Genomic DNA, 23,486 nt, shown 5'->3' on the forward strand with positions numbered 1-23,486 from the left:
ACCGCTGCCAGGATGCGTGAATCTGCAATATTGCAATGATATAACGTCGCGCATTCCGGGCCGCCTGCCCGACCCCACAGGATGCACGATGACCGCACACACGCCGCGCCGTTGGCTCTACCCGTCGATTCTGGCCGCGCTGGCAGCCCTCGCCGGCTGCCAGCCGGCACCGCGTGCGCAGGCGCCGGTGGCGACCGGCGGCTACCCGCACAACGTGATCGTGATGATCAACGACGGCGCGGGCTGGGGAACCTGGGATGCCGCCGCGTACTGGCAGTATGGCAGCCGCGAAGGCGCCCCGTACGCGCACTTCCCGCAGCGCCTTGCGGTGGCCACGTTCCCGCTCAACGCCAGCAGCCAGCCCACGCACGATTCGGCGCAGACGCTCGGCTACGACGCCGCGAAAGCATGGGATGCCACCCCGGTACCGGCAGCGGATCTTCCGTTCGCCGGTTATCAGCACCTGGCCGCGGTGGCGACCGACAGCGCCGCGGCGGGCACGGCGTTGTCGTCGGGCATCAAGACGTACAACAACGCCATCAACGTCGACAACGACGGCGTCGCGGTCGAGTTCAACACCCTGCGCGCCAAGCGCCTGGGCATGGCAACCGGTGTGGTCACCTCGGTGCCGTTCTCGCACGCGACACCGGCCGCGTTCGCCGCGCAGAACGCGTCGCGCAACAACTACCATGCCATCGCCCACCAGATGCTGGCCCAGGGCCACATGGACCTGGTCATGGGAACCGGCGGCCCCGGCTACAGCGTCGATGGCCGCGCCTGCGATGACGATGCAGGCGCAGTGAAGGAAGAGGGTTGCGCGAACCCCTGGGAGTGGGTGTCGCAGCAGGACTGGCAGCAGCTGGAAGCAGGCACCCCCATCGCTGGCAATCCTGCCGGACCGTGGCGGTTGATCCGCAGCAAGGAAGCGTTCGCTGCGCTTGCACAGGGGAGGGTGCCAGCCGACCGCCCGTTGATCGGCGTACCGCGTGTGGCCAGCACCCTGCAGCAGGCGCGTCAGCTGCAGGTCCTGGGCAGGGATGAGACCACTCCCTCCGGCGTGAGGAAGATCGACAGCGTGCCGGACCTGGCGACCATGACCCGCGGCGCCCTGCAGTTCCTGCAGCAGCGCTCGTCCAAGGGCCTGTTCCTGATGGTGGAAGGCGGGGCCACCGACTGGGCCGCGCATACCAGCGCGTGCGGCACGGAATGGCATTACGGCCAGTGCGGCGACCAGCCGCAGTACGGCCGCCTGATCGAAGAGACGGTCGAGTTCAACGATGCGGTATCGGCGGTGGTGGCGTGGATCGAGCGCAACGGCGGATGGCAGCGCAATCTGCTGATCGTCACCACCGACCACGACAACAGCATGCCGATGGGCCCCGACGCGCAGCAGGTGGCGTTCGAGCCGGTGCGCAACAACGGGCGCGGGCGGATGCCGGGGATGAGCTTCCGCCCCACCGGCAATCATTCCAATGCACTGGTACCGCTGTGGGCCAAGGGCGCCGGCGCCGAGCGGCTCACCGCCCGCGTGCGCGGCATCGACGCCGGTTACCGCCAGCATGTGCGGTGGAATGATGGCAGCTACATCGACAACACCGACGTGGCTGCCGCAGTGGAGGACGTGCTGCAGCGGCCGTGACCCGAACGGCGCACGGTTCGGCCCGGTTGCCATCGCGTCCGAAGCGATGCAGCCTGCGCCGATGGAACCGCAGATCCGCATCGATGGTCGTGTCTTCGCCTACGTCTTTCCCTGCGCCTGGGAGGATTACGCCAAGATCGGCTTCTCGCGTGACCCGCTCGGTCGCATCAGCGCACTGCATCGGCGCTGGTTCGAGTTCTTCGATCTGTGCGCCGGGGCGCTGGTGGAGGCGGAAACCGAGCGCGATGCGCGTGACCTGGAGCTGGAGCTGCGTGCCCCCTTCCGAGCCCATCGCGCGCCGGCACCGATGACCGTGCAGGACAAGGCCGGCGGACGCACCGAATGGGTGCGTGGCGCGAACCAGGCCCTGTCCGATGCTGTGCGTACGCTGGATGGGCGCGGATATCGGACCTTCCCGCTGCGCCCCTGGCTGCGCGCCGCCATGGTCCAGCGGCTGGATCGCCTGCATGACTGGGCCGCCCTGCAGCTGCCGGAAGAGGAAAGCCTGCGCATGCCGGGCAGCCCCGGACCGGCGGTGCTGCGCGATACCCTCGATGGCTATCGCGCGCTGGACATCGACCCGCTGCCATCGCTACCGCCCCATGTGCAGGCCTGGTACGGGCATTAGCGCCCCGGCACTGGTAAGCCCGCCGCTGCCGCGCTCAGCGCGGGGCGGGGCAGGTGGGGCAAGTCACCTTTGCTGCAGCTGGACGGTCGAGGTGCGTGCTCCGGTACGGCTTTGCCGGTGCCCCGGTCGTGCTGGCCACCGGCGTGGCCAACTGGCGGGCCAGTTCGGCGCTTGCGATGTGACCGTGCAGGAACAACAGACTGCTGAAGATGTTCATGATCGTCGCTCCACTTGAGTGGATTGAACGATACGGGCAGCATGAGGACGTAAAAAGCGACATTTCCGCAAGCTTGACTTGAACAGGATTCAAGCCTCATGTCCCGCCCACCCCTCCATGCCCTGCAGGGTTTCGTGGCTGCCGCGCGCCTGGGCAACCTGTCACGCGCCGCGGCGTCGATGAACCTGACCGTCAGCGCGCTCAGCCACCAGATGCGGCAGCTCGAAGAACGCCTCGGCCAGCCGCTGCTGGTCCGCCAGGCGCGCGGGGTCGCACTGACCCTGGAGGGCCAGCGCCTGCTCGATCGGGTCGGGCCGCACCTGGATGCAATCAACGAGGTGTTCCAGCGCTACGCCGCGCGCGCCGAACATGTGCTGACGATCAGCGCCGTACCGTCGATGGCCTCCGCATGGCTGGTGCCACGGCTGGGTCATTTCGTCGCCGCACACCCGCAGATCGAGATCAACCTGCAGTCCAGCGAGCGCCTTGTCGATTTCGATCGGCAGCTGCAGTTCGACGCGGCCTTGCGCGTAGGCGGCGGGCAATGGGCCGGGCTGGTGGTCGAGCGGCTGTTCGATGAGTGGCTGGTGCCGATGGCCAGCCCGGCGCTGATCGCGCGGATGGGCGGCATCGACCGTGCTCCACTGGCGCAGTGGCCGCTGCTGGGCGATCCGGATGGCGCATGGGCCGCGTGGTTTGCCCTGATCGGGCAGAGCCCCCCTTCGCGGTTCGTGGCGGTGCTCGACGATTCGGAAGCGCATCACCGTGCAGCGCTCGATGGCGTCGGTGTGGCCCTGGGCCGGCTGACGCGCGCGCGCCTGCTGCTGGATTCGGGCCAGCTGGTCGCGCTGTCGGAGCAGCGGCTGAAAACGGCCTGGCCGCACTGGCTGGTGTATCCGCAGCGCTCGGCGCGCCACCGTGGATTCCTCGCTTTCCGTGAGTGGTTGCATGCGCAGGCCAGCGAGCATGCGCGGCACATGGAGACGCAGGGCTGATCCGGCCCGGCGCACGCAGCCACCTGCCGCGTGCTGCGGGTCACTGCTGCGTCATCGCACCAGGGTGACCGCCTGTCCGGAACGTGCGAAAGCGTCCTCGAGCAAGGGCCCTGCCCTGATCGCCTCGACCTCGTCGAACAGGGCCCGCAGGGCGGCAGCGGGGCGCGCCGCAGGTGCGGCCACGGCCTGCTGGATCGCAGTGAAGCGGTCGGCGAGCACGCGGTGTCCCGGATGCTGCAGTGCCCAGGCCTGCAGTGGCTGGCGCACGCCAGCGGCGGCATCCAGGCGCCGCGCGTCAAACAGATCGATGGCCGTCGCCGACGTGTCGGCACGCTCGATCGTGGCGTGCCGCAGTTCCCGGCTCAGGAACAGATCGTAGGCGGCACCGCGGCCAACGGCGATACGCAGCCCATCGCGATCCAGATCGGCCACCCGCCGCGCGGGACTGTCCTCGCGCACCAGGTAGGTTCCTTCGATCTCCACATACGGTGCACTGAAGGCGATGCGGCCGGCACGTGCCGGATCGATGGCGAGAAAGGCCAGGTCCCATGCGTCGTCGGCTGCCGCCGCGACCACCGATGCGGCCGCATCGTGACAGGTGAATCGCGCCTGCACGCCCATCCGCTGCGCCAGCGCGGTGGCCAGCTCCACCGAGGGGCCGCGCGGCGATCGTGCGTCGCCCTGCGCAAGGACCGGATTCCCCAGATTGATGGCGACGCGCAGATGGCCCAGTGGCGCCAGTGCACTTCGGTGATCGGCCAGGGTCATGCAGCGCTCCGCGAAGGGTGGGCAGGCCAGCATGCCCGCAACGATGCGCACGGAATGTCAGGGCGGCGCTATCCTGCGACGATGCACCCCATCGCGCATGTCGAGATTCCGGCCAGCGACCTGGCTCGCGCCATCGCCTTCTACCTGCAACTGCATGATGCCGGCCACTGGCGGGTGGCCGAGATCTGCGACAGCGAGGGCAACCGCATTGCGCTGCAGGCGCCGGTGACGTTGTAACCCGGGCACCGTGCCGCGCGGTGCTACCGTGATGCGGCGTGCGAGCGCTGCAGCCAATCGGTGATCGCCGGATCGAGCCGCGCATCGTCCGGCACGCGCAGGCCGAATGCCGACTGCAGCACGTCGCGCACGTCGGCGGCATCGCGCAGCGGGCGCTTGAGCGGCGCCTGCCCGGGGCGGTACTCGGTGTAGTTGCCACTGCCGATGGTGCGCCGCCAGTCCGGGCCGGCCAGTGAGGCGCGCAGCTGGCCAGGGAAACCCGAATCCGGGTGCGTGCACACGTACCAGTTGGCCACCACGTTGTCGATCGGCGCTGGCGGCCGCAGGTCGAAGCGGTACAGCGCCCGCCATGCGTCGCCCGCCTGGGCGGACAGCACGAAATCGTCCCCGCCCGGCAGCTGCTGCAGCTGGAAAGACTCATGCGGCGTGGTTTGCGGCGCCGTTTCGTGCAGCCGCAGTGGCACCGTCGGCGTCAGGCCACCGAAGCCGGCATCGACCAGCCAGTCCTCTCCCTCCACGTGCACGCGCAGCAGCAGGTGGGTACGCGCCGTCGGGGCATCGTCCTGTGCCGCCAGCAGCACGCGCGCGCTCAGCGGCTGTGCGTCGAAGCCCACTGCCTGCAGGAGCACCAGCAGGCCGCCGTTGAGTTCAAAGCAGTAACCGCCGCGCTGCTGGTCGAGAAGCTTGTGCTGCACGCTGTCCAGATCGATCGGCACCGCGTCGCGCAGCAGGCTGCTGAGGGTTTCAAAAGGGAGCAGGGCGTTGTGGCGCTGCACCAGCAGGGTCAGTCCGGCAAGGTCCAGCGACGGCGGAGCATCCAGTTGCAGGCGCTGAAGATAACGGGGGACGTCGAGCGGGGTCATGGCGAGGGCGGCCGGTGGGAAGAATCCCACTGTGCAACCGCAACCGGGGTTGAGGTCAAGCGCGGGCGCTGTGTCACGTCTCCGTCGCCTGGGGCCGGTACAAAGAGCGCAACCGGCACGGTGCGTGCCACGGCATCGGCAATGTGCCTAAAGTTGCCGCCGGTCAGGCCGATACAGGTGCGTCCTTCCGCCTGGAGTCTGTGATGTCGGCCGCCGTCCCCCTTCGGTCCCTGCGCACCCGTCTCATCGCGATGCGCTCGGCGTTTCCACGCCTGCTGGTCTGGCTGCAGCCGCATCGACTCAGCGTGGCCAACAAACTCAAGGCCACCCTGCTGGTCTGCGGCGCGGGCCTGGTGGCGATCGCCGCCGTCCATGCCTGGACCGGCCATGCCAGCAGCCAGGCCGCACGCAGTCAGGCCAGTTACCAGCGTGGCAGCGATCTGGCCGCACGCCTGGCGACACGGGTGGCGGAGGCGCGTCGCCTGCAGACCCAGTATGCACGCAGTTTCGACGACGCTGACCGCAGCCAGCTGCAGGCTGCCCAGCAGGCATTGCAGGTCGATCTGAATGCGCTCAGGGCGATGCCGATGGATGCCGGTCGCCGCAAGGCATTGCAGGCGCTCACCGAGGCCGCCGAGGGATTCTCGCAGGGAGTGGCCGCGCTGTTCGAACGTGTGGATGAGATGGGGCGGGGTGATGCCGGCCTGGCTGCACAACTGCAGCAGGCCGCCGACGCCCTGCAGCAGCGGGTGGATGGCCTGGACCGGCCGGCACTGGCGCTGCACCTGCAGAAGATGCGGCGCCAGGAAGCGCTGCTGCTGCTCGATGGCGATTCGACTCATGCCGACCGCGCCAGCGAAGAGAAGCTGCCGTTCGATCTGGCGCTGGCGGGGTTGCCGCCCGACGTGCAGGAGGCGCTCCGCAGCGGCATGGACGCCTATCAGTCGGCACTGCTCGGCTATACCGCTGCCCGCGTCGGCCTTGACGTGGAGACGCAATCGCTGATGGAGACGGCTGCCGGCGTGGCGCCCGCGCTCGCCGCCTTCCAGCAGGCACAGGTGAATGCGCTGGCCCTGGCGCAGGCGCGGCAGCAGGCCGGTGCACGCACCATGAGCGTGCTGTTCGCCCTCACCCTGCTGCTGGTGGCCGGCGTGCTGATCACCAGCCTGCTGCTGGTGCTGCGCGCGGTGCGCAGGCCGATCCAGGACACCCTGCGGTTCGCCAGCGACATCGCCGATGACCGGCTCGATACCACGTTGCGCGTGCACAACGCCAACGACGAGATCGGCCAGCTGGCACAGCGCCTGGTGGACATGCAGCAGCGGCTGCGTGCGCGCATCGAGACCGAGCGTGCGATGGCCCGTGGCAACACGCGCGTACGCCAGGCCCTGGACTGCGCGCAGACCGGGCTGATGGTGGTCGATGCCGAAGGCCAGGTGGCCTACGCCAATCCTGCGTTGCGGCACGTGCTGGGCCTGCAGGCCGACGCGCTGGTCGGCACTGACGCGCGGGACCTGCATCCGGCCCTGGCCAGCCTGGTAGACGCGCGCCACCGCCAGGAGCGGGAAATCAGTCATGCCGGTGTGCGCTATCAGTTGATCGCCAATGCCATCGTCGATGACGACCAGTTCCTGGGCGTGGCGCTGGAGTGGCGCAGCCGTGCGCTGGAAACGCTGCTGGAGACCGAGGTGGCGGCACTGGTCGACGCTGCCGCGCAGGGTGACCTGCACGGGCGCATTTCGCTGCAGGGCAAGCACGGTTTCGTGCATACGCTGTCCACCAGCATCAACCGCCTGCTGTCCACCTTTGAAACCAACCTGGGGGACCTGCAGGCATTGCTGGCGGCGTTGGCCCGTGGGGATCTCAGCGTGCGCATGGAAGGTGAGCTGCAGGGCGTGTTCGCACGCATGCGCGACGACGCCAATGCAACCGTCGCACAGCTCGGCCGCATCGTGACCCGCATCCAGCGCGCCGCTGCCAGCCTGGACAGCGGTGTCGGTGAAATCGTTGCCGGCCATCACGACCTCTCGCAGCGTACCGAGCAGCAGGCGGCCAATCTGGAAGAGACCGCAGCCTCGATGCATGAGCTGACCGACACCGTCGGCCGCAACGCCGATGCCGCCGGACGTGCCGACGCGCTGGTGCAGGGGGCTGCAGCGGTTGCACAGCGGGGTGGGGTGGCCGTCGGTCAGGTGGTGGAGACCATGCAGGGCATCAGTGAAGCATCGCACCGCATCGGGGACATCACCCAGTTGATCGACGGCATCGCATTCCAGACCAACATCCTTGCGCTCAACGCCGCCGTGGAGGCTGCGCGTGCCGGAGAGCAGGGCCGCAGTTTCGCGGTGGTGGCGGCGGAAGTGCGTCTGCTCGCGCAGCGCAGTGCCGAGGCAGCCAGGCAGATCAAGGCGCTGATCGAGGATTCCGTGGCACGCGTCGGCCAGGGCAGCGTGCAGGCCGCGCAGGCGGGCACCACCATGGACGAGATCGTCGGCAGCGTGCAGCAGCTGGCGGACCTGCTCGCTGGCATCCGCAGCGCCTCGCAGGATCAGCACGCAGGCATCGCCCAGGTGAACCACGCCATCGTGCAGATGGAGGCCAGTACCCAGCGCAATGCCAGCCTGGTGGAAGAAGCCGGCTCGTCGACCGCGCAGATGCAGGCGCAGGTGCGCGCGCTGGCCGAAGCCGTGTCCGCGTTCCGCCTGCAGCCGGACCGTCAGGCCCGCGCGGCGGCGTGATCGCGTCCGCCGCCGGGTCCAGCCCGGCGGCGCGGCTCAATACACGTCGCGCCGGTAGCGGCCGCTCTCGAGCAGCGTTTCCACCACCTCGTCACCGAGCGCGCCCCGCAGTACCTGATCCACGCCCTCGGCCATGCCCTGCAGCGAGCCGCAGACATGGATCACGGCGCCACGCTGCATCCATTCCCGCAGTTCATCGCAGGCCGACCGCAGGCGGTCCTGGACGTAACCGCCCGCTGCGTCGCGCGAGAACGCCAGGTCGACCCGGATCAGATGGCCCTGCGCCTGCCATGCGCTCACCTCATCGGCGAACAGGAAGTCATGAGCGCGCTGGCGCTCGCCGAACAGCAGCCAGTGGCCGTGCTCGCCTGCGTGTGCCGCCTCGCGCAGCAGGCCGCGCAGGCCGGCGATGCCGGTGCCGTTGCCGATCAGCACCATGGGTGCGCCCGGCACGCGATGGAAGCCGGGGTTGCGGTGCACGCGCGCGGCGATGTGCGCGCCTGCCGGCGCATGCAGCGACAGCCAGCCCGAACCCAGCCCCGGGCGCCCGTTGTTGTCGTGCACCAGGCGCACGACCAGTTCCACCATGCGATCGGCCGGGCAGGAGGCGATCGAATACTCGCGGCCCGGCAGTACGGGCAGGGCCGTCAGCCAGCGTCCGGCATCCTGCACCTGCAGCGCACTGGCCGCGTCCGGCAGTTCGCGTTCGCTGGCCAGGCACTGCAGGGTCTGCGTGCCGCCTTCGATCAGCAGCGGTTGCAGCGGGTCCAGTCCATGCGCCAGCAGTACCGCACGGGCATGCGCGGCGCTGTGCCGCGGCGCGATGTGCAGGATGTCGCCGGCCTGCCACTGCACGTCATCCGGCGCGGCCAGCCGGATCCGCCAGATCGGACCACCGACGCTGCCCGGGTTCAGCTGCTGGCGATCCAGCAGCTGCCAGTCGTGCATGCGGGTGGCCGCCGGCAGCACGCTGTCGTCGGCAGCAATGCCGGTCAACAGGCCGAGCTGCTGCTGCCACTGGCGCAATGCCGCGACCGATGCAGCGTCCACGTCGATGCGGTCGAACATCGCGCGGGCACCGTTGCCCAGCAGCCACGCATCGAACTGGCGGCCGAAGGCGCAGTAGTGCGGGTACTGGCGGTCGCCCAGCGCGAGCATGCCGAACTGCAGTGTGGCCAGGTCCAGGGATCGGCCCAGCAGCTGGCGCGAGGCACGTCGTGCCGAATCCGGCGGTTCGCCGTCACCAAAGGTACTGAGCACGAACAGCGCGTGGCTCGCCGCCTGAAGGCGGTGCGCGTCGATCCTTGCCAGCGGCAATACCTGCACCGCCTGTCCGCTGGCCTGCAGCTGCGCTGCCGCGCGCCATGCCAGCTGTTCGGCCAGGCCGCTCTGGCTGGCATGTACCACCAGCCATGCGGCGCCGTTGGCTGCGACCGCCGGCAGCGGCTGGCGCAGCGCACGTGCGGCGCGCTGGCTGCGGCGACGGTCGAGATAGAGCAGCCAGCCGGTGATGAAGAACAGGCTCATGCCCAGGCTGCTGAGCATCACGATGATGCGCCCGGGAATCCCGAAGTAGCTGCCCGAGTGCAGCGCGAACATGCTGGTAGCCAGCTGACCGCCAGCGCCCTGGCGCGCGTAGGGACGCGCGTCCAGAATCGCACCGCTGGCAGGGTCGAGCTGCAGCAGATCGTGCGCGCGGTCATGATGGCCGCCGCGCAATGCTGGATCGCCCGCCATGGTCCGCACATTCAGTGCCTGGCCGGGCTTCTCGGGCAGCCGCAGGTCGATGTAACCGGTGCGCACCCCGGCCTGCGCGTACAGCGTCGTTTCCACGCGGCGCAGGTCGAGCACGGCGCCGGCATCGATCACCTGCTTGGCCGGTGGCGCCACGCCGAGCAGGGCATTGGCCGCGCTGCGATACCAGTCGAACGACCACCACAGGCCGGTCAGGGCACTCATCAGGTAGATCAGCAGCACCCAGGTGCCGGCCACCGAATGCAGGCTCCACAGGAAGCCGCGGCCGCTGCGCTTCCATTCCACGGCCAGCCAGCTTCGCCAGTGCCACCAGCGGCGGGGCCAGCGCAGGTAGAGCCCGGACAGCGTGAAGAACAGCAGGGCGATCGCGCAGCTGCCGGTGATCCATTTTCCGCGCTCGCCCGCGGCGAGGTGGCGGTGCAGGTCTTCGACGAAGTCGAAGAAGGCCTGCCCGCGCAGGGCGCTGAAGCGCTCGCCGCTGTATGGGTCGAAGTACACCCAGTGCGCTTTGCCGCCGGCGAAACGGGCCACCGATGGGCGCTGGCCGCTGGCATCCACGCGCAGCCGCTGCAACGGCCGTTTGCTGTCGGCCTGCAGCATCGGCACCAGCTCGCTCAGGGGCAGCGGCTGCTGGCCTTCAGCGTGATGTTCGGCGATGGCGGCGAAGCCGGGGTTGGCGGCGCGCAGCAGTTCATCTTCAAAAGACAGGGCTGCGCCGCTCAGGCCCATGATGGCCAGGACGGTGCCGGCCGTGATGCCCAGCAGCCAGTGCAGTTGGAACAGGACGTTCTTGAACATCGGGGGATGAAAGCCAGGAGGGCTGCCGCCCGCATCCTGCGCAACAGCAAATGAGAATTAGTCGCGTAATTCTCGGGGGCGCCCTGCCTGCGGTCAAGCCGGTGGGGTGGCGCCAGCGACGGGGCCTTCCATGGCCACCGTTGCGCGCACTTGCACCTGCGTCAGAACTTCCAGCCCACCCGCGTGTAATAGAACCCGCCGTTGAATCCGTAGGGCGAATGCACCGGATACTGCGCACCGGCCACGCCCCCCCAGGGGTTGCTGGCCGGCACACGGTCGAACAGGTTCTGCGCGCCCACGCTGACGTACAGGCCCGAATCGAACTTCCAGCCCACCTCCGCATCCACGATCAACGCGCTGCCCCCGTAGATCGGCAGGCCGCCGTCCTCGGCGGAGATCACGCCGCTGTCCAGGTGATCCTCGTACCAGTTGCTGTAATAGTTGAACCGGAGATTGGCGTGGAAGATCTGCCGCTGGTGATTGATGCTGAAGTAGCCCTTGGTCCTGGGCAGCGATTTCTCCAGCTTGTACACGCGCGCTTCGTCGATGAAGTCGGTGTCGTAGCGGTCCACCTTCGTGCGGTTCCAGTTGGCCGCCAGCGAGTAGGTGGTGACCCCGCCGAAGTGGTTGCTCTTGAAGCTGGTCACCAGGTCCACGCCGGTGGTGGTGGTATCGAAGGCGTTGCCGAAGTAGGTCACCTGCGAGATGGACGCGGCTTCCGCATTGCCGCCGGCCACCAGCGCCGCACGCTCCTCCGGAGTGACTGCAAAGCTGGTGCTCAGGGCAATGCGGTCTTCCACCTTGATCTGATAGCCGTCCAGGGTGACCAGCCAGTCACCTTCGGTCCACACCGCACCCAATGACACATTCCTGGACTCTTCCGGAGTAAGCGGCTGCGCGCCCTTGAGCTGGGCAATCGGATTGGTCGGCGGCAGGGTGGCGATGTCTTCCAGTGCGGTACCGCCGAACACGGTGCTGATCTGGCTGATGTTGGCCTGGCCGGGAGTCGGCGCACGGAAGCCGGTGTTGTAGGCGCCGCGCAGAGCGAAGTGCTCGTTGAAGTCGAAGCGTGCGGTGAGCTTGCCGGTGGTGGTGCTGCCGAACGAATCGTAGTCCTCGTAGCGCAGCGCACCGGCCAGCAGCAGCCGCTCGGTGAGCTGTGCTTCCAGGTCGGCGTAGGCGGCCCAGTTGCGACGATCAAAGGTGCCGGCGGTGCGCGTGCTGAAGCCGTTGAATCCGTTGGAGCCCAGCGCGAAGCCCTGCTCGGTCAGCGGCCCGATGGCGGTGGACGGGCCGTCACCGGGGCTGATCCTGAAGCTCTCCTCGCGCCATTCGGCACCCATCGCCAGGCGCAGCGGCTGGCTGCTGAAGCTGACCGGGATGTCCCGGCTGACGTCCACGTTGAGGTTCTTTTCGGTCTGGGTATTGCCACCCGGGCGGAAGAACAGCCCGGCCGGCTGGTCGGGACCGAGCGAGGCGTTGACGGTGTTGTAGATGGTGAACTCGATGTCGTTGCGTCCCCAGGAGCCGCTCACGTCCCAGTACCACTCACCCCAGGTACCTTTGGCGCCGGCGAACACCGAGGCGTCTTCCAGTTTGCCGCCGAAGCGTGGGGTGAAGCCGCCGGGCAGGCTGGACAGGAAGGTGAAGCAGTTGGCGGGCAGGGCAGCCACCGCGCCGCTCACGGTGCCGTACGGCAGGAGGTTGCCGGCGCCATCGCGCAGGGCGATGGTGGGGCATGCGCCCACGCCGGTCAGGTTGCCCACCAGCAATGTCTGGCCGCCATCGTTGGAGTAGACGCCCGAACGTGCGGTGGGGTCGCGGTAGTAGAACCCGCCATCCACTTCACGCTTGGCGTAATTGCCGAACAGGTAGAACTCCACGTTCTCGGTGTCGTAACCGAGGTTGGCGACCAGCTTGAGGTCGTCGTCCACCTTCGGCGATCCCCAGATCTGCGCAGGATCTTTCACCCCGGGGTAGCCTGCAGCTGCGACCGCGGCGGCATCGTCGCGCTGCACACTGCGCGAGGTGTCGTCGGCGTTGCGCCATTCGGCTGTAAGGGTGGCGAAGCCGTGCTCGGTGAGCGGCAGGCCGATCTGCGCCGAGTACTGGGTGGTGAGGCCGTCGCCCTCGTAGTACTGGCCGGCGAACACCTCGGCGGTGCCGCCTTCGCGCAGCTTCTTCAGGCTGAAGTTGAGCACGCCGGCAATGGCGTCCGAGCCGTATTGTGCCGCTGCGCCGTCGCGCAGCACGTCCACCTGTTCCAGCGCCAGCGAGGGGAACACGGACAGGTCCGGTCCCTGTGCGCCGTCGGACAGTCCGTGGCCGAGGAACGTGATCACCGCCGAGCGGTGGAAACGCTTGCCGTTGACCAGCAGCAGGGTGTTGTCCGGCGGCAGGCCACGCAGGTTGGCCGGACGCACCAGGCTGGCCGCATCGTCGATGGGAATCGTGCTGACGTTGAAGGAAGGCACGAGCACTTTGAGCTGGTCGAGGGCGTCGGTCGCGCCTTGGTTGCGGAACTCTTCACCGCCGATGATGTCGATCGGCACCGCCGACGAGGACACCGTGCGCGGTTTGGTGCGGCTGCCCAGTACCGAAACGGTATCCAGGGTGGTGGCCGCGTCGGGCGTCGTCGATGTGCCGCTGTCCTGCGCCCGTGCAACGGGGCTGGTGGACAGCAGCGCGGTGGCGAGGGCCACCATTACTGCGGATGCCAATGGCGTGATTGCGTCTGGAGCCTGAACACTTCTGCGAATTCCGTGTTTCATGCATGCACCCTGCAGTCGATTTGAGTGGTTTGTCGGTCAGTCGTTCATCCTGTTGGTTCTCCTTGCAGCCAGGGCCCTGGTCGCTAAACGCAGAATTAACAGAACGTAAACCGTACTGCAACGAATCTTTCGTTTTAAGGCGCCAAGACGCGGAATGGATCGCAAAACAGCCTTATATGGTTGCTCAAGGCATGTACTATGTGCCCAAGGCAACCATCAGGAACGTCCCCGTGTCTGCGCTCACTTCCGATCCCGTCGCACAGGTCCGCGCCTTCAACCGCTTCTACACCCGCAGGATCGCGGTGCTCGAGGAGCGTTTGCTGCACAGCGACTTCACCCTCACCGAGGCGCGGGTGCTGTTCGAACTGGCGGCGGGCCAGGGCATCACGGCTGCGCAGCTGGGCCATCGGCTGGACCTCAACGCGGGCTACCTCAGCCGGCTGCTGAGCGGGCTGCAGGCGCGCGGTCTGGTTCAACGCGAACCGTCGGTGATGGATGCGCGCGCGAACCGGCTGGTGTTGACCGAGTCGGGCCGCGCCGCCTTCGCACAGCTGGATGCAGCGTCCAGCGAAAGCGTCGCTGCCATGCTGGGAGATATCAGCGAAGCAGGATGCCAGCGCCTTCTTGAGGCGATGGCGCACATCCAGGCACTGCTGGGAGGTGCATCGTCGGATTGCGTGCTGCGCGATCCCCGCCCCGGCGACATGGGCTGGGTGATCCAGAAGCACGGCGCGCTGTATGCACGCGAATTCGGATGGAACGCGGAGTTTGAAGCGCTGGTGGCCGACATCGTCACCCGCTACCTGCGCGAACACGACCCGCAGACCGAGCGCTGCTGGATCGCTGAACTGGACGGCACCCCGGTGGGGTCGGTGTTCGTGGTCCGGCACGACGCGCACAATGCCAAGCTGCGGCTGCTGCACGTCGATGCCAGCGCGCGCAGGCGGGGCATCGGGCAGCGACTGGTGGACGAGGCGATGAGCTTCGCGCGCGCGGTGGGCTACAAGCGCATGGTGCTGTGGACCAATGCCGCGCTCATCGACGCCCGCGGCCTGTACGAACGGGCCGGCTTCGAACTGATGACCGAGCAGCACGAGCAGCTGTTCGGCCAGCCACAGGTGTCCCAGCTCTGGGCGCGCTCACTGGTCTGACCGGGATCAGGACGCGTGGATGCCGGCCGCGGCCAGGCTTACAGCCGGGCCCACGTCTGCACTTCGCCGGCGGCAAACGGCCCCAGCTTCTGCTTCACGATGCGGCCCTGTGCATCCACCAGCACGCTGTAAGGCAGCAGCCCCTGGGCATTGCCCAGCTGCACGCTGGCATCGCGCGGACCGGGCGTCTCCAGCACGATCGGGTAGTCCACCGGCACCCGCTGCAGGAAACGCTGCACATCTTCGGGTGTATCCAGCGCCAGCCCCAGCACCTGCACGCCGTCAGGTTGCTGCGCCTGCGCGAAGCGCGACAGTTCCGGCATTTCCTCGACGCAGGGCCCGCACCAGCTGGCCCAGACATTGATGAGCAGCGGCCGGCCGGCAAAACGCTGGCGCAGATCGAGCGGCTGTCCCTGCAGGTCCGGCAGCACCAGTGCGGGCAGGGCATCGCCTGCCTGCAGCACGGGCAGCGGTGCTGCAGGTGGCTGCACGTCTGGATCGCCAGCGTCTGCCGCCGGCACCGGCGTCAGCCGATGGCCGGCCCACAGGCCCAGTCCGGCAGCCAGCACCGCGGTCCACAGCAGCGCTGGCCGTTGCCACCTCATCGTGCGGTGCGCAGCAGCGCTTCTTCGACCACGGCCTGGGTAAGCAGGGTCGGCAGCACCGTCGGCGGTGCGCCGGGCCCGTACACCACGTAAAGCGGAACGCCCACGGCCTTGTGCTCATCGAGGAAAGCGGTGATCTGCGGGTCCACGTTGGTGTAGTCGCCGCGCATGTACACCGCGTTGGTGCGCCTGAGCAGCTCCCTGAACTCCGGTCGCGACAGCACGGCGCGCTCGTTCGCCTTGCAGCTCACGCACCAGTCGGCGGTCATGTTGACGAACACCACGCGGTTGTCGGCACGCAGGCGGTCGAGCAGCTGCGGCGAATACTCCACGACGTTCTCGCTGGTGGCCTGTGCCGCACGTGCCGGTGGCTTCAGCTGGGTCACGCCCCACACCGGTACCAGCGCGGCGATTGCCAGCAGCACGCCCAGCAGGCCGGCGGCGCGCTGGCTGCGCCAGCGGCTGCGCTCGAACAACCACAGGCCCAGGGCCAGCAGCAGCAGTCCGCCCAGCGCCAGCGCCATGCCGTCCACGCCACGCTGCTTGCCCAGCACCCACAGCAGCCACAGTGCGGTGGCATACATCGGGAACGCCAGCACGTGCTTGAGCGTTTCCATCCACGGGCCGGGCTTGGGCAGGCGCCGCGCGAGCGCCGGCACGAAGCCGATCAGCAGGAACGGCAGGGCCAGGCCAAGACCCAGGAACAGGAACACGGCCATCGCCTGTACGGGCGTGGCAACGAAGGCATAGGCGACCGCGCCTCCCATGAACGGACCGACGCACGCGCTGCCGACCACGCAGGCCAGCGCACCGGTGAAGAAATCGCCGGCCGGACCGCTGCGACGGGCGAGTGACTGGCCGAGGTTGCCCAGGCCACCGCCGAGGGTGAACACGCCGGACAGGCTCAGGCCAACCGCAAACATGATGTAGGCCAGTGCCGCGACCACGCCTGGGTGCTGCAGCTGGAAACCGATGCCCACCGCATTGCCAAGCATGCGCAGGCCGACCATCAGCGCGCCGATCACCGCGAAGGCGACCAGTACGCCCAGCGTGTACCACATGGCGTGGCTGCGGGCGCGCTCGGCGCTCTCACCGCTCTGTGCCAGGCCCAGCACTTTCAGCGACAGGATCGGCAGCACGCAGGGCATCAGGTTCAGTACGAGACCACCGGCCAGTGCCAGCAGCAGCACCCACAGGAACGAACGGTCCGGATCCGGGGTGGTGGCCGGCGGGCGGGTACGCAGCGCGTTGTCGCCCCGCGCATCGGCGGCGAACCCTGCCTGCGCGCCGTCCACATCGGTACGCGCCGGTTCGCTGTTCGGCACGGTCGGCAGCAGGCGCAACGGGGTGCCGTTGGCAGCCTCGCGCGGTGCGGCGCTGCCCGCCGGCAGCGGTCGGATCATTTCGCTGCGTGGCGCAGGCTGGCCGGCGTGGGCGCTGATCTTTCCCGCGGGGATCGACAGCTTCACCCGGCGGGTCATCGGCGGGTAGCAGATGCCATCGGTCTGGCAACCCTGGAAGGTCACCACCAGTGTGCTGTCCACCGCGTCGGTCACCGTGCGGCGCAGCGGCAGCGGCACTTCGACCTGGTTGAAGTACACCGACACATCGCCGAAGTGCTCGTCGCGATGCGACTGCGCGGCGGGCCAGCGCGGCGTATCTGCCAGCACACCGGCACTGCCTTCCAGCTTCAGTGAAGTGCGATCGCGATACAGGTAGTAGCCCGGCGCGGGACTGAAGCGCAGCAGCAGGGTGTTGCCATCGCTGGCGATCGCGTCGAAGCCGAAGGCTTGTTCGGAGGGCAGCGGAAGCGCCTGGCTGTTGCTGCTGCCGGGCAGGCGCAGGCCACCACCGCTGCCGGCCCCGGCAAGCGGAGTGTTGAACGCGTTCACGCCGGTGACCCGCGCGGTTGGCAGGGCGGCTGCGGCGCCACCGCCACCACCGGGCAGTGTCACCTGGACCACGCGCTTCTGCGGCGGGTAGCAGACACCGGCATCGGCGCAGCCCTGGTAGCGCACTTCCAGGCTGAGGGTGCCGGCCGCATCCGTCGGGGCGCCCGGCAGCGAAACCTGCAGGCGTTCGCGGTAGGTCTCGACCTCGCCGAAGAAATCGTCGTGGTGCTTGGTGCCGCTGGGCATCTGCAGCGCACCGGCATTGAAGGCCGGGTCGGCCTTGACGCTGGTGCGGTGGCGATAGAGGTAGTACCCCGGCGCGATCTTGAACTGCAGCTGGATCTGGTTCCGCTCCGGCGCACTGGCGGTCAGCGCGAACGCCTGGTCCACCGGCAGCAGATCTTTCTCGTCCAGGGCGAATGCAGGCAGGGCCAGCGAGAGCAGGGCGCACAGCGCGGCGGCACGGGCAAACAGATTCATCAAGCGGTGTCCTCCCGGGTCTGCGCCCGGATCCAATCCAGATAGGCCGGCAGTCCGGCCCGGGCTTCGACCGCGATGCACTCGGGGAGTTCATACGGATGCAGTTCGACGATCCGTACCATCGCTGCCTCCACGCGGCTGGCCGTAGTCTTCACCAGCAGCTGCAGCTCGGCATCGGTAGTGACCTCGCCCTGCCAGCGGTAGGTCGACTGCGCCCCTTCCAGGCGCGTCACGCAGGCGGCCAGGTGCTCGCCGACCAGCGCATGCGCGATGCGCTCGGCACTGGCCCGGTCCGGGCAGGTGGTCAACAGCAGCAGGACGGGATCGACGGTCGGCATGACCGTCGAGTATAGGGCCGCCGCCGGATCAAGGTCCGGCGGCGGCGATGGACCGCTGCGTTGCGCGGTCAGTTGGCCAGCTGGCAGGTCGCCGGCTTGGCCGAGGTGAACAACGCCGGCGTCGCCCACTCGGGGTGGTCGATGAACGGGTTGCGGTTGCCCTGGAAGCTGTAGATCACGTCGTTGCGCGCGCGCTCGGCGTCGTCCGGCGGATCGGACAGATGCCAGTCGATCAGGGTCGAGAGCAGGCCCATGTAGGCCGGCGAACTGCTGGTCCTGACGATCCGGCTGCGGTCGTCGGTCAGCTCCAGGTCCGGCTCGGACTGGCCGGTGGCTGCATCCTTGCCGCCCTCGTAGCGGATCGCCATGTACATCACCGCGCGCGCCATGTCGCCCTTGCGATGGCCCCACACCTCGAAGGTGCCGGTGTTGCCGTCCGGCGTGCGCACCCAGTTGGAATTGCCCGGGTAGCCGCCGCTGCCGCCGCCATGGCCGTTGTTGGCCTCGGTGGCGCGCTCGCCACAGTTGGCATCGCACTTGCCGAACGGCTTGTTGCCGCGGTCGGCATTCCACTGCGCATCGGTCAGGTACAGCATGTGGGTGTCGGTGTAGGGCGCGTAGGGCAGGCCCTTGTCGCCGGTGGTGCTGGCAAAGCCCAGCGAGTTCGGCCAGGTGTGCTCGCGGTTGTAGGTCAGGCCGCTGCCCGTGCCAGCGCGATCGCTGACCTTGGCGTAGCTGCGGTTGCGATAGGCATCGAGGATGCGGTTGGGATTGTTCGGATCCTCGTCGGCGATCTCCAGGATGGTCCAGGTGCTGGTGCCCGACCCGCTGTACGGATAGGCGGTGTGGCCCTTGATGGTCGCGTGCAGCGAGCAGCGCAGCTGGCTCGGGCTGGAGGTGTTGACCCTGGAGTAGTAGCCCGCCGGTACGCCGGGATTGCCCGGATCGGGGTTGCCCGTGGCGCTGGCCACGGTGAAGGCGATGCGGCTGTCGGCAGCCGGATGCGCGCCCTGCAGGTCGGTGATGCGCGCGGCGCGGATGTCGAAGCGGCAGGCCTCACCGGCCACCAGCGCGGTGTTGGTGGACAGCTTCACGCTCCTGCCGCTGGCCGGGTGGGTCAGCGGTACGCTGCCGGAGGCGCCGCAGCTCAGCGCGAAGGCGCCGCTGGCCAGGTTCACCGTCTCGCTGAACACCACTTCCAGATCGGCCGCGGCCGGGAACGTGCTGCTGCCCTGGGCGGGGGTGGTGGTGGACACCGATGGCGGCGTATTGGGACCGGGCGTACCCCCACCGCTGAAGGTCTGGCCGTTGTTGCAGCTGCCGAAGGTGTGCGTCGCCGATTCGGCCCAGGTGAAGTGGGCGTACTGGCTGCCGCTGCCCGTCAGCTGCAGTGAGGTGCCAGGGGCCGTGCTGTTGGTCTCGGCCACCGGAATGTTCTGGCTGGTCATGCCTGCGGCAGGACCGCCGGAGGCAGTGATCGTGCCCTCATAGCTGAGGAACTGGACCACCTTGCCGCTGGCGTCGACCAGCGCGATGCCGTCGTTGGGACCGTTCTGGATGCCGTTGGTCGGATAGCTGACCACGGCCAGGGTGGCGCTGCCGCACCCGGCCGCGCTGCCGGCAGGGACGGCCGTGTTGGCGTACACCGAAGCGGCCGACGGCGTGCTGCCGTTATAGAGATACAGCCGATAGCCGGACAGATCCTCGCCGGCGGTGGCCACGACCTCGATCGCCTCGCCGACGTCACCGGCTGCGGTGCTGTCGTCGTAATGCAGTTCGTTGATGAAGACCTCGGCCTGGGCCGGCGCGGTGGCCAGGGCCAGCACGCAGGCGGTGGCGAGCGGGGACAGCAATCGCATCGACGACTCCTTGTGATTGGGAATGCGCGGCCGAGCCTAAGGCCGATCCAGTGACACTTTGTCGTAAATGAACGTCAGATATCTGACAGTGCGACGTTGGTCACCTAATTCGGGGCCGCCCCACCGCACTGCCGCAGCGTCCGGCGCGGAAACTTTTTTCGCTATGCCCCTTGAAAGCCTCCCGGGGGGCTCCATCTCTGCCGTGCTCCCGACCTTGTCGGGTTTCTTCACGTGCGGTTCTGGCACTCGCCTGGTGCGAGTGCTAACATCGCCGGACTTTTTTAGACCAATCAATCACTTAAGAGGTCTCCTATGAGCATCAAGCCGCTGCACGACCGCGTTGTGGTCAAGCCGATCGAAGCCGACGAAATCTCCGCCGGTGGCATCGTCATCCCCGACTCGGCCAAGGAAAAGTCCACCAAGGGTGAAGTCGTGGCCGTCGGCCCCGGCAAGCCGCTGGACAACGGCAGCGTGCGCGCGCCGTCGCTGAAGGTCGGTGACAAGGTCATCTACGGCCAGTACGCCGGCAGCTCGTACAAGAGCGAAGGCGTCGAGTACAAGGTCCTGCGCGAAGACGACGTGCTCGCCGTCATCGGCTGAGCCCCGCCGCGACCTGTTTCAACCTGATCCCCACATCCCAGCCGCCGGGCACGGCCCGGCGCGACCAATGAGGTAATTGCAATGGCTGCCAAGGATATCCGTTTCGGTGAAGACGCCCGTTCGCGCATGGTGCGCGGCGTCAACGTTCTCGCCAATGCCGTCAAGGCCACCCTCGGCCCGAAGGGCCGCAATGTCGTGCTCGAGAAGAGCTTCGGCGCCCCGACCATCACCAAGGACGGCGTCTCCGTCGCCAAGGAAATCGAACTGGCTGACAAGTTCGAGAACATGGGCGCGCAGATGGTGAAGGAAGTTGCTTCGCGCACCAACGACGACGCCGGCGACGGCACCACCACCGCCACCGTGCTGGCCCAGGCCCTGATCCGCGAAGGCGCCAAGGCCGTTGCTGCCGGCATGAACCCGATGGACCTCAAGCGCGGTATCGACAAGGCCGTCGTGGCTGCCGTCACCGAGCTGAAGAACATCTCCAAGCCGACCGCTGACGACAAGGCGATCGCCCAGGTCGGCACCATCTCGGCCAACTCGGACGAGTCGATCGGCCAGATCATCGCTGACGCGATGAAGGAAGTCGGCAAGGAAGGCGTGATCACCGTTGAAGAAGGCTCGGGCCTGGACAACGAGCTGGACGTGGTCAAGGGCATGCAGTTCGACCGCGGCTACCTGTCCCCGTACTTCATCAACAACCAGCAGTCGCAGACCGCTGACCTGGATGACCCGTTCATCCTGCTGCACGACAAGAAGATCTCCAACGTCCGTGACCTGCTGCCGGTGCTGGAAGGCGTCGCCAAGGCCGGCAAGCCGCTGCTGATCGTGGCCGAGGAAGTCGAAGGCGAAGCGCTGGCGACCCTGGTGGTCAACACGATCCGTGGCATCGTCAAGGTCGTGGCCGTGAAGGCCCCGGGCTTCGGCGATCGTCGCAAGGCGATGCTGGAAGACATGGCCGTGCTGACCGGCGGCACCGTGATCTCCGAAGAAGTGGGCCTGTCGCTGGAGAAGGCCACCATCAAGGACCTGGGCCGCGCCAAGAAGGTGCAGGTCTCCAAGGAGAACACCACCATCATCGACGGCGTGGGCGACAAGGCTGCGGTCGAATCGCGCGTTGCGCAGATCAAGACCCAGATCCAGGACACCTCCTCGGATTACGACCGCGAGAAGCTGCAGGAACGCGTGGCCAAGCTGGCTGGCGGCGTTGCCGTGATCAAGGTGGGTGCGTCCACCGAAATCGAAATGAAGGAAAAGAAGGATCGCGTCGACGACGCCCTGCACGCTACCCGTGCAGCCGTTGAAGAAGGCGTGGTTCCGGGCGGCGGCGTTGCACTGGTCCGTGCGGTCACCGCGTTGGCCGGCCTGAAGGGCGCCAACGAAGACCAGAACCACGGCATCCAGATCGCCCTGCGCGCGATGGAAGCCCCGCTGCGCGAGATCGTCGCCAACGCCGGCGAAGAGCCGTCCGTCATCGTCAACAAGGTCAAGGAAGGCAGCGGCAGCTTCGGCTACAACGCCGCCACCGGTGAGTTCGGCGACATGCTGCAGTTCGGCATCCTGGACCCGACCAAGGTGACCCGTTCGGCGCTGCAGAACGCGGCCTCGATCGCTGGCCTGATGATCACCACCGAAGCCATGGTTGCCGAAGCTCCGAAGAAGGACGAGCCGGCCCTGGGCGGCGCCGGTGGCATGGGCGGCATGGGTGGCATGGGCGGCATGGACTTCTAAGGTCCGCTGTTCCCGATGAAGTGAAAAACCCCGCCGCAAGGCGGGGTTTTTTTTGTGGGCGTTCCGCCCCCTCTGCTGGACGTGGACCGTGGTCCACCTGTCAGCGCACGAATGCCTTCGTGGCGCCGTATTCCCAATCCCACGGCACCCCCGTCTCGCCCAGCACGAAGCGCACCAGTGCCGGAAAGGCCGCTTCGGCGCGCACATCGTTGCCCAGGATCACCACGCAGCGTTGGCCTTGTTCGACGCACACCAGCGTGTTGCCCACCGCATCGTCATGTCCGCCCTTGTAGAAGCCTGCGCCCTGTGGACCGGTGAATGTCACCACGCCCAGTCCCGCAGCCAGGTTTCTGCGCCGCTGCGCCACCGGCAGTTCCGGCTGCAGCGTCGGGAACTGGCTGGCGGTGGTGATCGGCAGCTGCGGCCGCACCAGCTCCCGGCGCATCGATGCCGACAGCCCCTGGCCACTGACATAGCCGGCCGCGAAATTGCCCATGTCGGCGATGGTCGTGTCCATCGAACCGGCGGCACGCACGCGGCTGCGTTCATCGTGCGGTTCCGTCGTGCCTTCGGCGGTCCAGCCGTCGGCCAGATTCGTGGCGAAATCCTCGCGCCACATCATGCTGGTGCGGGGCATGCCGAAGCGGTCGAATACGCGCTGCTGCATGAGCGTACCCACGTCCTGGCCCAGCCCGCGCTCCAGCACGAACTGCAGCAGGATCAGGCCTTCGCCGGAATAGCCATAGCGGCTGCCCGGATCGAAGTGGAATTTCAGTTTTCCGTCCGGCTCCAGGAATGCAAAGTTGGCAAAGCCGCTGGCATGGTTGAGCAGCAGGCGCGGGGTCAGCCGGCGCCAACGTTCGTCGCCGGCCAGCACGGTGTAATCGGCGTACTTCTTCGGCTCGGCCGGATAGTCCGGTAGCGGTCTGTCCAGCGCGCTGGCGATGCTGGCATCCAGATCGATCACCTTGTCCTGTGCAAGCTGCGCGATCAGGTGGCCGAAGGCCATCTTGGTCAGCGATGCCGCATACATCACCGTGTCGGTCTGCAGCGGTTCGCCGGCAGCGTTGCGCTCGCCATAGGCGGCGACGTGCACGACCTTGCCACCGTCGACGACGGCCACTGCCATCCCGCGGGCGTGAGCCACCTGCATCAGGCGCTTGGCTTCGGCATCGATCCGGGCCGGGGAGGGCACGGGAGGGGGAGCGGCCATTACGGCGGCGGGGAACAGCGTCAGCAACAGCAGGACGGCACGGCGCATGCGTGGAACTCCTGGCGGGACGTGGCGCGATGCTACCGCAGCTTCGGCTGCTTGCAGCCCCCTGCGCGAGGAGTGCGCCCGGCCGGGCCCGGCGGCAGGCCCCGTAGGTGTTGCGTTCCATCCCGTCATGAATATGATTAGGCGCCTAAACATATTGGAA

General features: G+C 67.9%; 18 protein-coding genes. 8 read left to right on the top strand and 10 right to left on the bottom strand.

The window, feature by feature from the left end; genetic code table 11:
• Positions 1–88: 88 nt before the first annotated feature.
• Both AC5P76_RS08225 and AC5P76_RS08230 read left to right on the top strand, forming a co-directional pair.
• Entirely contained in the window at positions 89–1,639 is a 1,551-nt protein-coding gene (locus AC5P76_RS08225; RefSeq protein WP_253119274.1) for an alkaline phosphatase, read from the top strand.
• A gap of 61 nt (positions 1,640–1,700) precedes the next feature.
• On the top strand, positions 1,701–2,267 hold the full coding sequence (locus tag AC5P76_RS08230) for a GIY-YIG nuclease family protein (RefSeq protein ID WP_065181563.1): 567 nt from the start codon (positions 1,701–1,703) through the stop codon (positions 2,265–2,267).
• 34 nt (positions 2,268–2,301) lie between these two features.
• Here the strand turns inward: AC5P76_RS08230 and AC5P76_RS08235 are convergent, their stop codons facing one another.
• Positions 2,302–2,484 (bottom strand): hypothetical protein, encoded by a 183-nt coding sequence (locus AC5P76_RS08235; protein WP_081279699.1) that lies wholly within the window; start codon positions 2,482–2,484, stop codon positions 2,302–2,304.
• 98 nt (positions 2,485–2,582) lie between these two features.
• On the opposite strand from AC5P76_RS08235, the gene AC5P76_RS08240 reads away from it, so the two are divergent.
• Positions 2,583–3,479 (top strand): LysR substrate-binding domain-containing protein, encoded by an 897-nt coding sequence (locus tag AC5P76_RS08240; RefSeq protein WP_065174425.1) that lies wholly within the window; start codon positions 2,583–2,585, stop codon positions 3,477–3,479.
• 51 nt (positions 3,480–3,530) lie between these two features.
• Here the strand turns inward: AC5P76_RS08240 and AC5P76_RS08245 are convergent, their stop codons facing one another.
• Positions 3,531–4,247, bottom strand: a complete 717-nt coding sequence (locus AC5P76_RS08245; RefSeq protein ID WP_253119272.1) for a transporter substrate-binding domain-containing protein — start codon at positions 4,245–4,247, stop codon at positions 3,531–3,533.
• Positions 4,248–4,328: 81 nt separating this feature from the next.
• Between AC5P76_RS08245 and AC5P76_RS08250 the strand changes: the two genes are divergently transcribed.
• Positions 4,329–4,484 carry a VOC family protein gene (locus AC5P76_RS08250; RefSeq protein ID WP_253119270.1) on the top strand — a complete coding sequence of 52 codons (156 nt, stop codon included), beginning with the start codon at positions 4,329–4,331 and terminating at the stop codon, positions 4,482–4,484.
• Between the two features lie 23 nt (positions 4,485–4,507).
• Here the strand turns inward: AC5P76_RS08250 and AC5P76_RS08255 are convergent, their stop codons facing one another.
• A complete protein-coding gene (locus tag AC5P76_RS08255; protein ID WP_253119269.1) occupies positions 4,508–5,347 on the bottom strand; it encodes an arylamine N-acetyltransferase family protein in 840 nt (279 codons plus the stop codon).
• Between the two features lie 203 nt (positions 5,348–5,550).
• Here AC5P76_RS08255 and AC5P76_RS08260 point away from each other — a divergent pair, with 203 nt between their 5' ends.
• Complete coding sequence (locus tag AC5P76_RS08260) at positions 5,551–8,085, top strand: methyl-accepting chemotaxis protein (RefSeq protein ID WP_253119267.1); 2,535 nt, start codon at positions 5,551–5,553, stop codon at positions 8,083–8,085.
• A gap of 36 nt (positions 8,086–8,121) precedes the next feature.
• On the opposite strand, the gene AC5P76_RS08265 is transcribed toward AC5P76_RS08260, so the two are convergent.
• Both AC5P76_RS08265 and AC5P76_RS08270 read right to left on the bottom strand, forming a co-directional pair.
• The gene (locus AC5P76_RS08265) at positions 8,122–10,638 is read right to left on the bottom strand and encodes a PepSY domain-containing protein (protein WP_253119265.1); all 2,517 of its coding nucleotides are present in this window, start codon (positions 10,636–10,638) and stop codon (positions 8,122–8,124) included.
• Between the two features lie 161 nt (positions 10,639–10,799).
• Positions 10,800–13,343, bottom strand: a complete 2,544-nt coding sequence (locus AC5P76_RS08270) for a TonB-dependent receptor plug domain-containing protein (RefSeq protein ID WP_445394069.1) — start codon at positions 13,341–13,343, stop codon at positions 10,800–10,802.
• Positions 13,344–13,639: 296 nt separating this feature from the next.
• On the opposite strand from AC5P76_RS08270, the gene AC5P76_RS08275 reads away from it, so the two are divergent.
• Positions 13,640–14,560 carry a bifunctional helix-turn-helix transcriptional regulator/GNAT family N-acetyltransferase gene (locus tag AC5P76_RS08275; RefSeq protein ID WP_262101404.1) on the top strand — a complete coding sequence of 307 codons (921 nt, stop codon included), beginning with the start codon at positions 13,640–13,642 and terminating at the stop codon, positions 14,558–14,560.
• Between the two features lie 38 nt (positions 14,561–14,598).
• Here AC5P76_RS08275 and AC5P76_RS08280 read toward each other — a convergent pair whose 3' ends face one another.
• From AC5P76_RS08280 to AC5P76_RS08295, 4 genes are all read right to left on the bottom strand, one after another.
• On the bottom strand, positions 14,599–15,165 hold the full coding sequence (locus AC5P76_RS08280; RefSeq protein ID WP_053515709.1) for a TlpA disulfide reductase family protein: 567 nt from the start codon (positions 15,163–15,165) through the stop codon (positions 14,599–14,601).
• Positions 15,162–17,540, bottom strand: a complete 2,379-nt coding sequence (locus AC5P76_RS08285) for a protein-disulfide reductase DsbD family protein (RefSeq protein ID WP_180875458.1) — start codon at positions 17,538–17,540, stop codon at positions 15,162–15,164. Before AC5P76_RS08285 ends, AC5P76_RS08280 begins: the two co-directional genes overlap by 4 nt.
• On the bottom strand, positions 17,537–17,875 hold the full coding sequence (cutA, locus tag AC5P76_RS08290; RefSeq protein ID WP_445394070.1) for a divalent-cation tolerance protein CutA: 339 nt from the start codon (positions 17,873–17,875) through the stop codon (positions 17,537–17,539). Before cutA ends, AC5P76_RS08285 begins: the two co-directional genes overlap by 4 nt.
• Positions 17,876–17,943: 68 nt before the next feature.
• A complete protein-coding gene (locus AC5P76_RS08295; protein ID WP_445394071.1) occupies positions 17,944–19,734 on the bottom strand; it encodes an endonuclease in 1,791 nt (596 codons plus the stop codon).
• Positions 19,735–20,046: 312 nt separating this feature from the next.
• Between AC5P76_RS08295 and AC5P76_RS08300 the strand changes: the two genes are divergently transcribed.
• Both AC5P76_RS08300 and groL read left to right on the top strand, forming a co-directional pair.
• The gene (locus AC5P76_RS08300) at positions 20,047–20,334 is read left to right on the top strand and encodes a co-chaperone GroES (RefSeq protein ID WP_006396661.1); all 288 of its coding nucleotides are present in this window, start codon (positions 20,047–20,049) and stop codon (positions 20,332–20,334) included.
• A gap of 81 nt (positions 20,335–20,415) precedes the next feature.
• Complete coding sequence (groL, locus tag AC5P76_RS08305) at positions 20,416–22,065, top strand: chaperonin GroEL (RefSeq protein ID WP_053515717.1); 1,650 nt, start codon at positions 20,416–20,418, stop codon at positions 22,063–22,065.
• A 100-nt stretch (positions 22,066–22,165) separates the two neighbouring features.
• Here the strand turns inward: groL and AC5P76_RS08310 are convergent, their stop codons facing one another.
• Positions 22,166–23,326: a serine hydrolase domain-containing protein gene (locus AC5P76_RS08310; protein ID WP_346475317.1), complete on the bottom strand. Its 1,161-nt coding sequence runs from the start codon at positions 23,324–23,326 to the stop codon at positions 22,166–22,168.
• Positions 23,327–23,486: the final 160 nt, after the last annotated feature.

This window comes from Stenotrophomonas sp. YJH_SMC_36, from assembly GCF_059369935.1.

Coding starts and splice junctions, on each gene's coding strand:
- groL (WP_053515717.1), top strand. CDS start 20,416: ATGGCTGCCAAGGATATCCGTTTCGGTGAAGACGCCCGTTCGCGCATG.
- AC5P76_RS08230 (WP_065181563.1), top strand. CDS start 1,701: ATGGAACCGCAGATCCGCATCGATGGTCGTGTCTTCGCCTACGTCTTT.
- AC5P76_RS08280 (WP_053515709.1), bottom strand. CDS start 15,165: ATGAGGTGGCAACGGCCAGCGCTGCTGTGGACCGCGGTGCTGGCTGCC.
- AC5P76_RS08225 (WP_253119274.1), top strand. CDS start 89: ATGACCGCACACACGCCGCGCCGTTGGCTCTACCCGTCGATTCTGGCC.
- AC5P76_RS08240 (WP_065174425.1), top strand. CDS start 2,583: ATGTCCCGCCCACCCCTCCATGCCCTGCAGGGTTTCGTGGCTGCCGCG.
- AC5P76_RS08255 (WP_253119269.1), bottom strand. CDS start 5,347: ATGACCCCGCTCGACGTCCCCCGTTATCTTCAGCGCCTGCAACTGGAT.
- AC5P76_RS08260 (WP_253119267.1), top strand. CDS start 5,551: ATGTCGGCCGCCGTCCCCCTTCGGTCCCTGCGCACCCGTCTCATCGCG.
- AC5P76_RS08310 (WP_346475317.1), bottom strand. CDS start 23,326: ATGCGCCGTGCCGTCCTGCTGTTGCTGACGCTGTTCCCCGCCGCCGTA.
- AC5P76_RS08250 (WP_253119270.1), top strand. CDS start 4,329: ATGCACCCCATCGCGCATGTCGAGATTCCGGCCAGCGACCTGGCTCGC.
- AC5P76_RS08245 (WP_253119272.1), bottom strand. CDS start 4,247: ATGACCCTGGCCGATCACCGAAGTGCACTGGCGCCACTGGGCCATCTG.
- cutA (WP_445394070.1), bottom strand. CDS start 17,875: ATGCCGACCGTCGATCCCGTCCTGCTGCTGTTGACCACCTGCCCGGAC.
- AC5P76_RS08235 (WP_081279699.1), bottom strand. CDS start 2,484: ATGAACATCTTCAGCAGTCTGTTGTTCCTGCACGGTCACATCGCAAGC.
- AC5P76_RS08270 (WP_445394069.1), bottom strand. CDS start 13,343: ATGGTGGCCCTCGCCACCGCGCTGCTGTCCACCAGCCCCGTTGCACGG.
- AC5P76_RS08265 (WP_253119265.1), bottom strand. CDS start 10,638: ATGTTCAAGAACGTCCTGTTCCAACTGCACTGGCTGCTGGGCATCACG.
- AC5P76_RS08295 (WP_445394071.1), bottom strand. CDS start 19,734: ATGCGATTGCTGTCCCCGCTCGCCACCGCCTGCGTGCTGGCCCTGGCC.
- AC5P76_RS08300 (WP_006396661.1), top strand. CDS start 20,047: ATGAGCATCAAGCCGCTGCACGACCGCGTTGTGGTCAAGCCGATCGAA.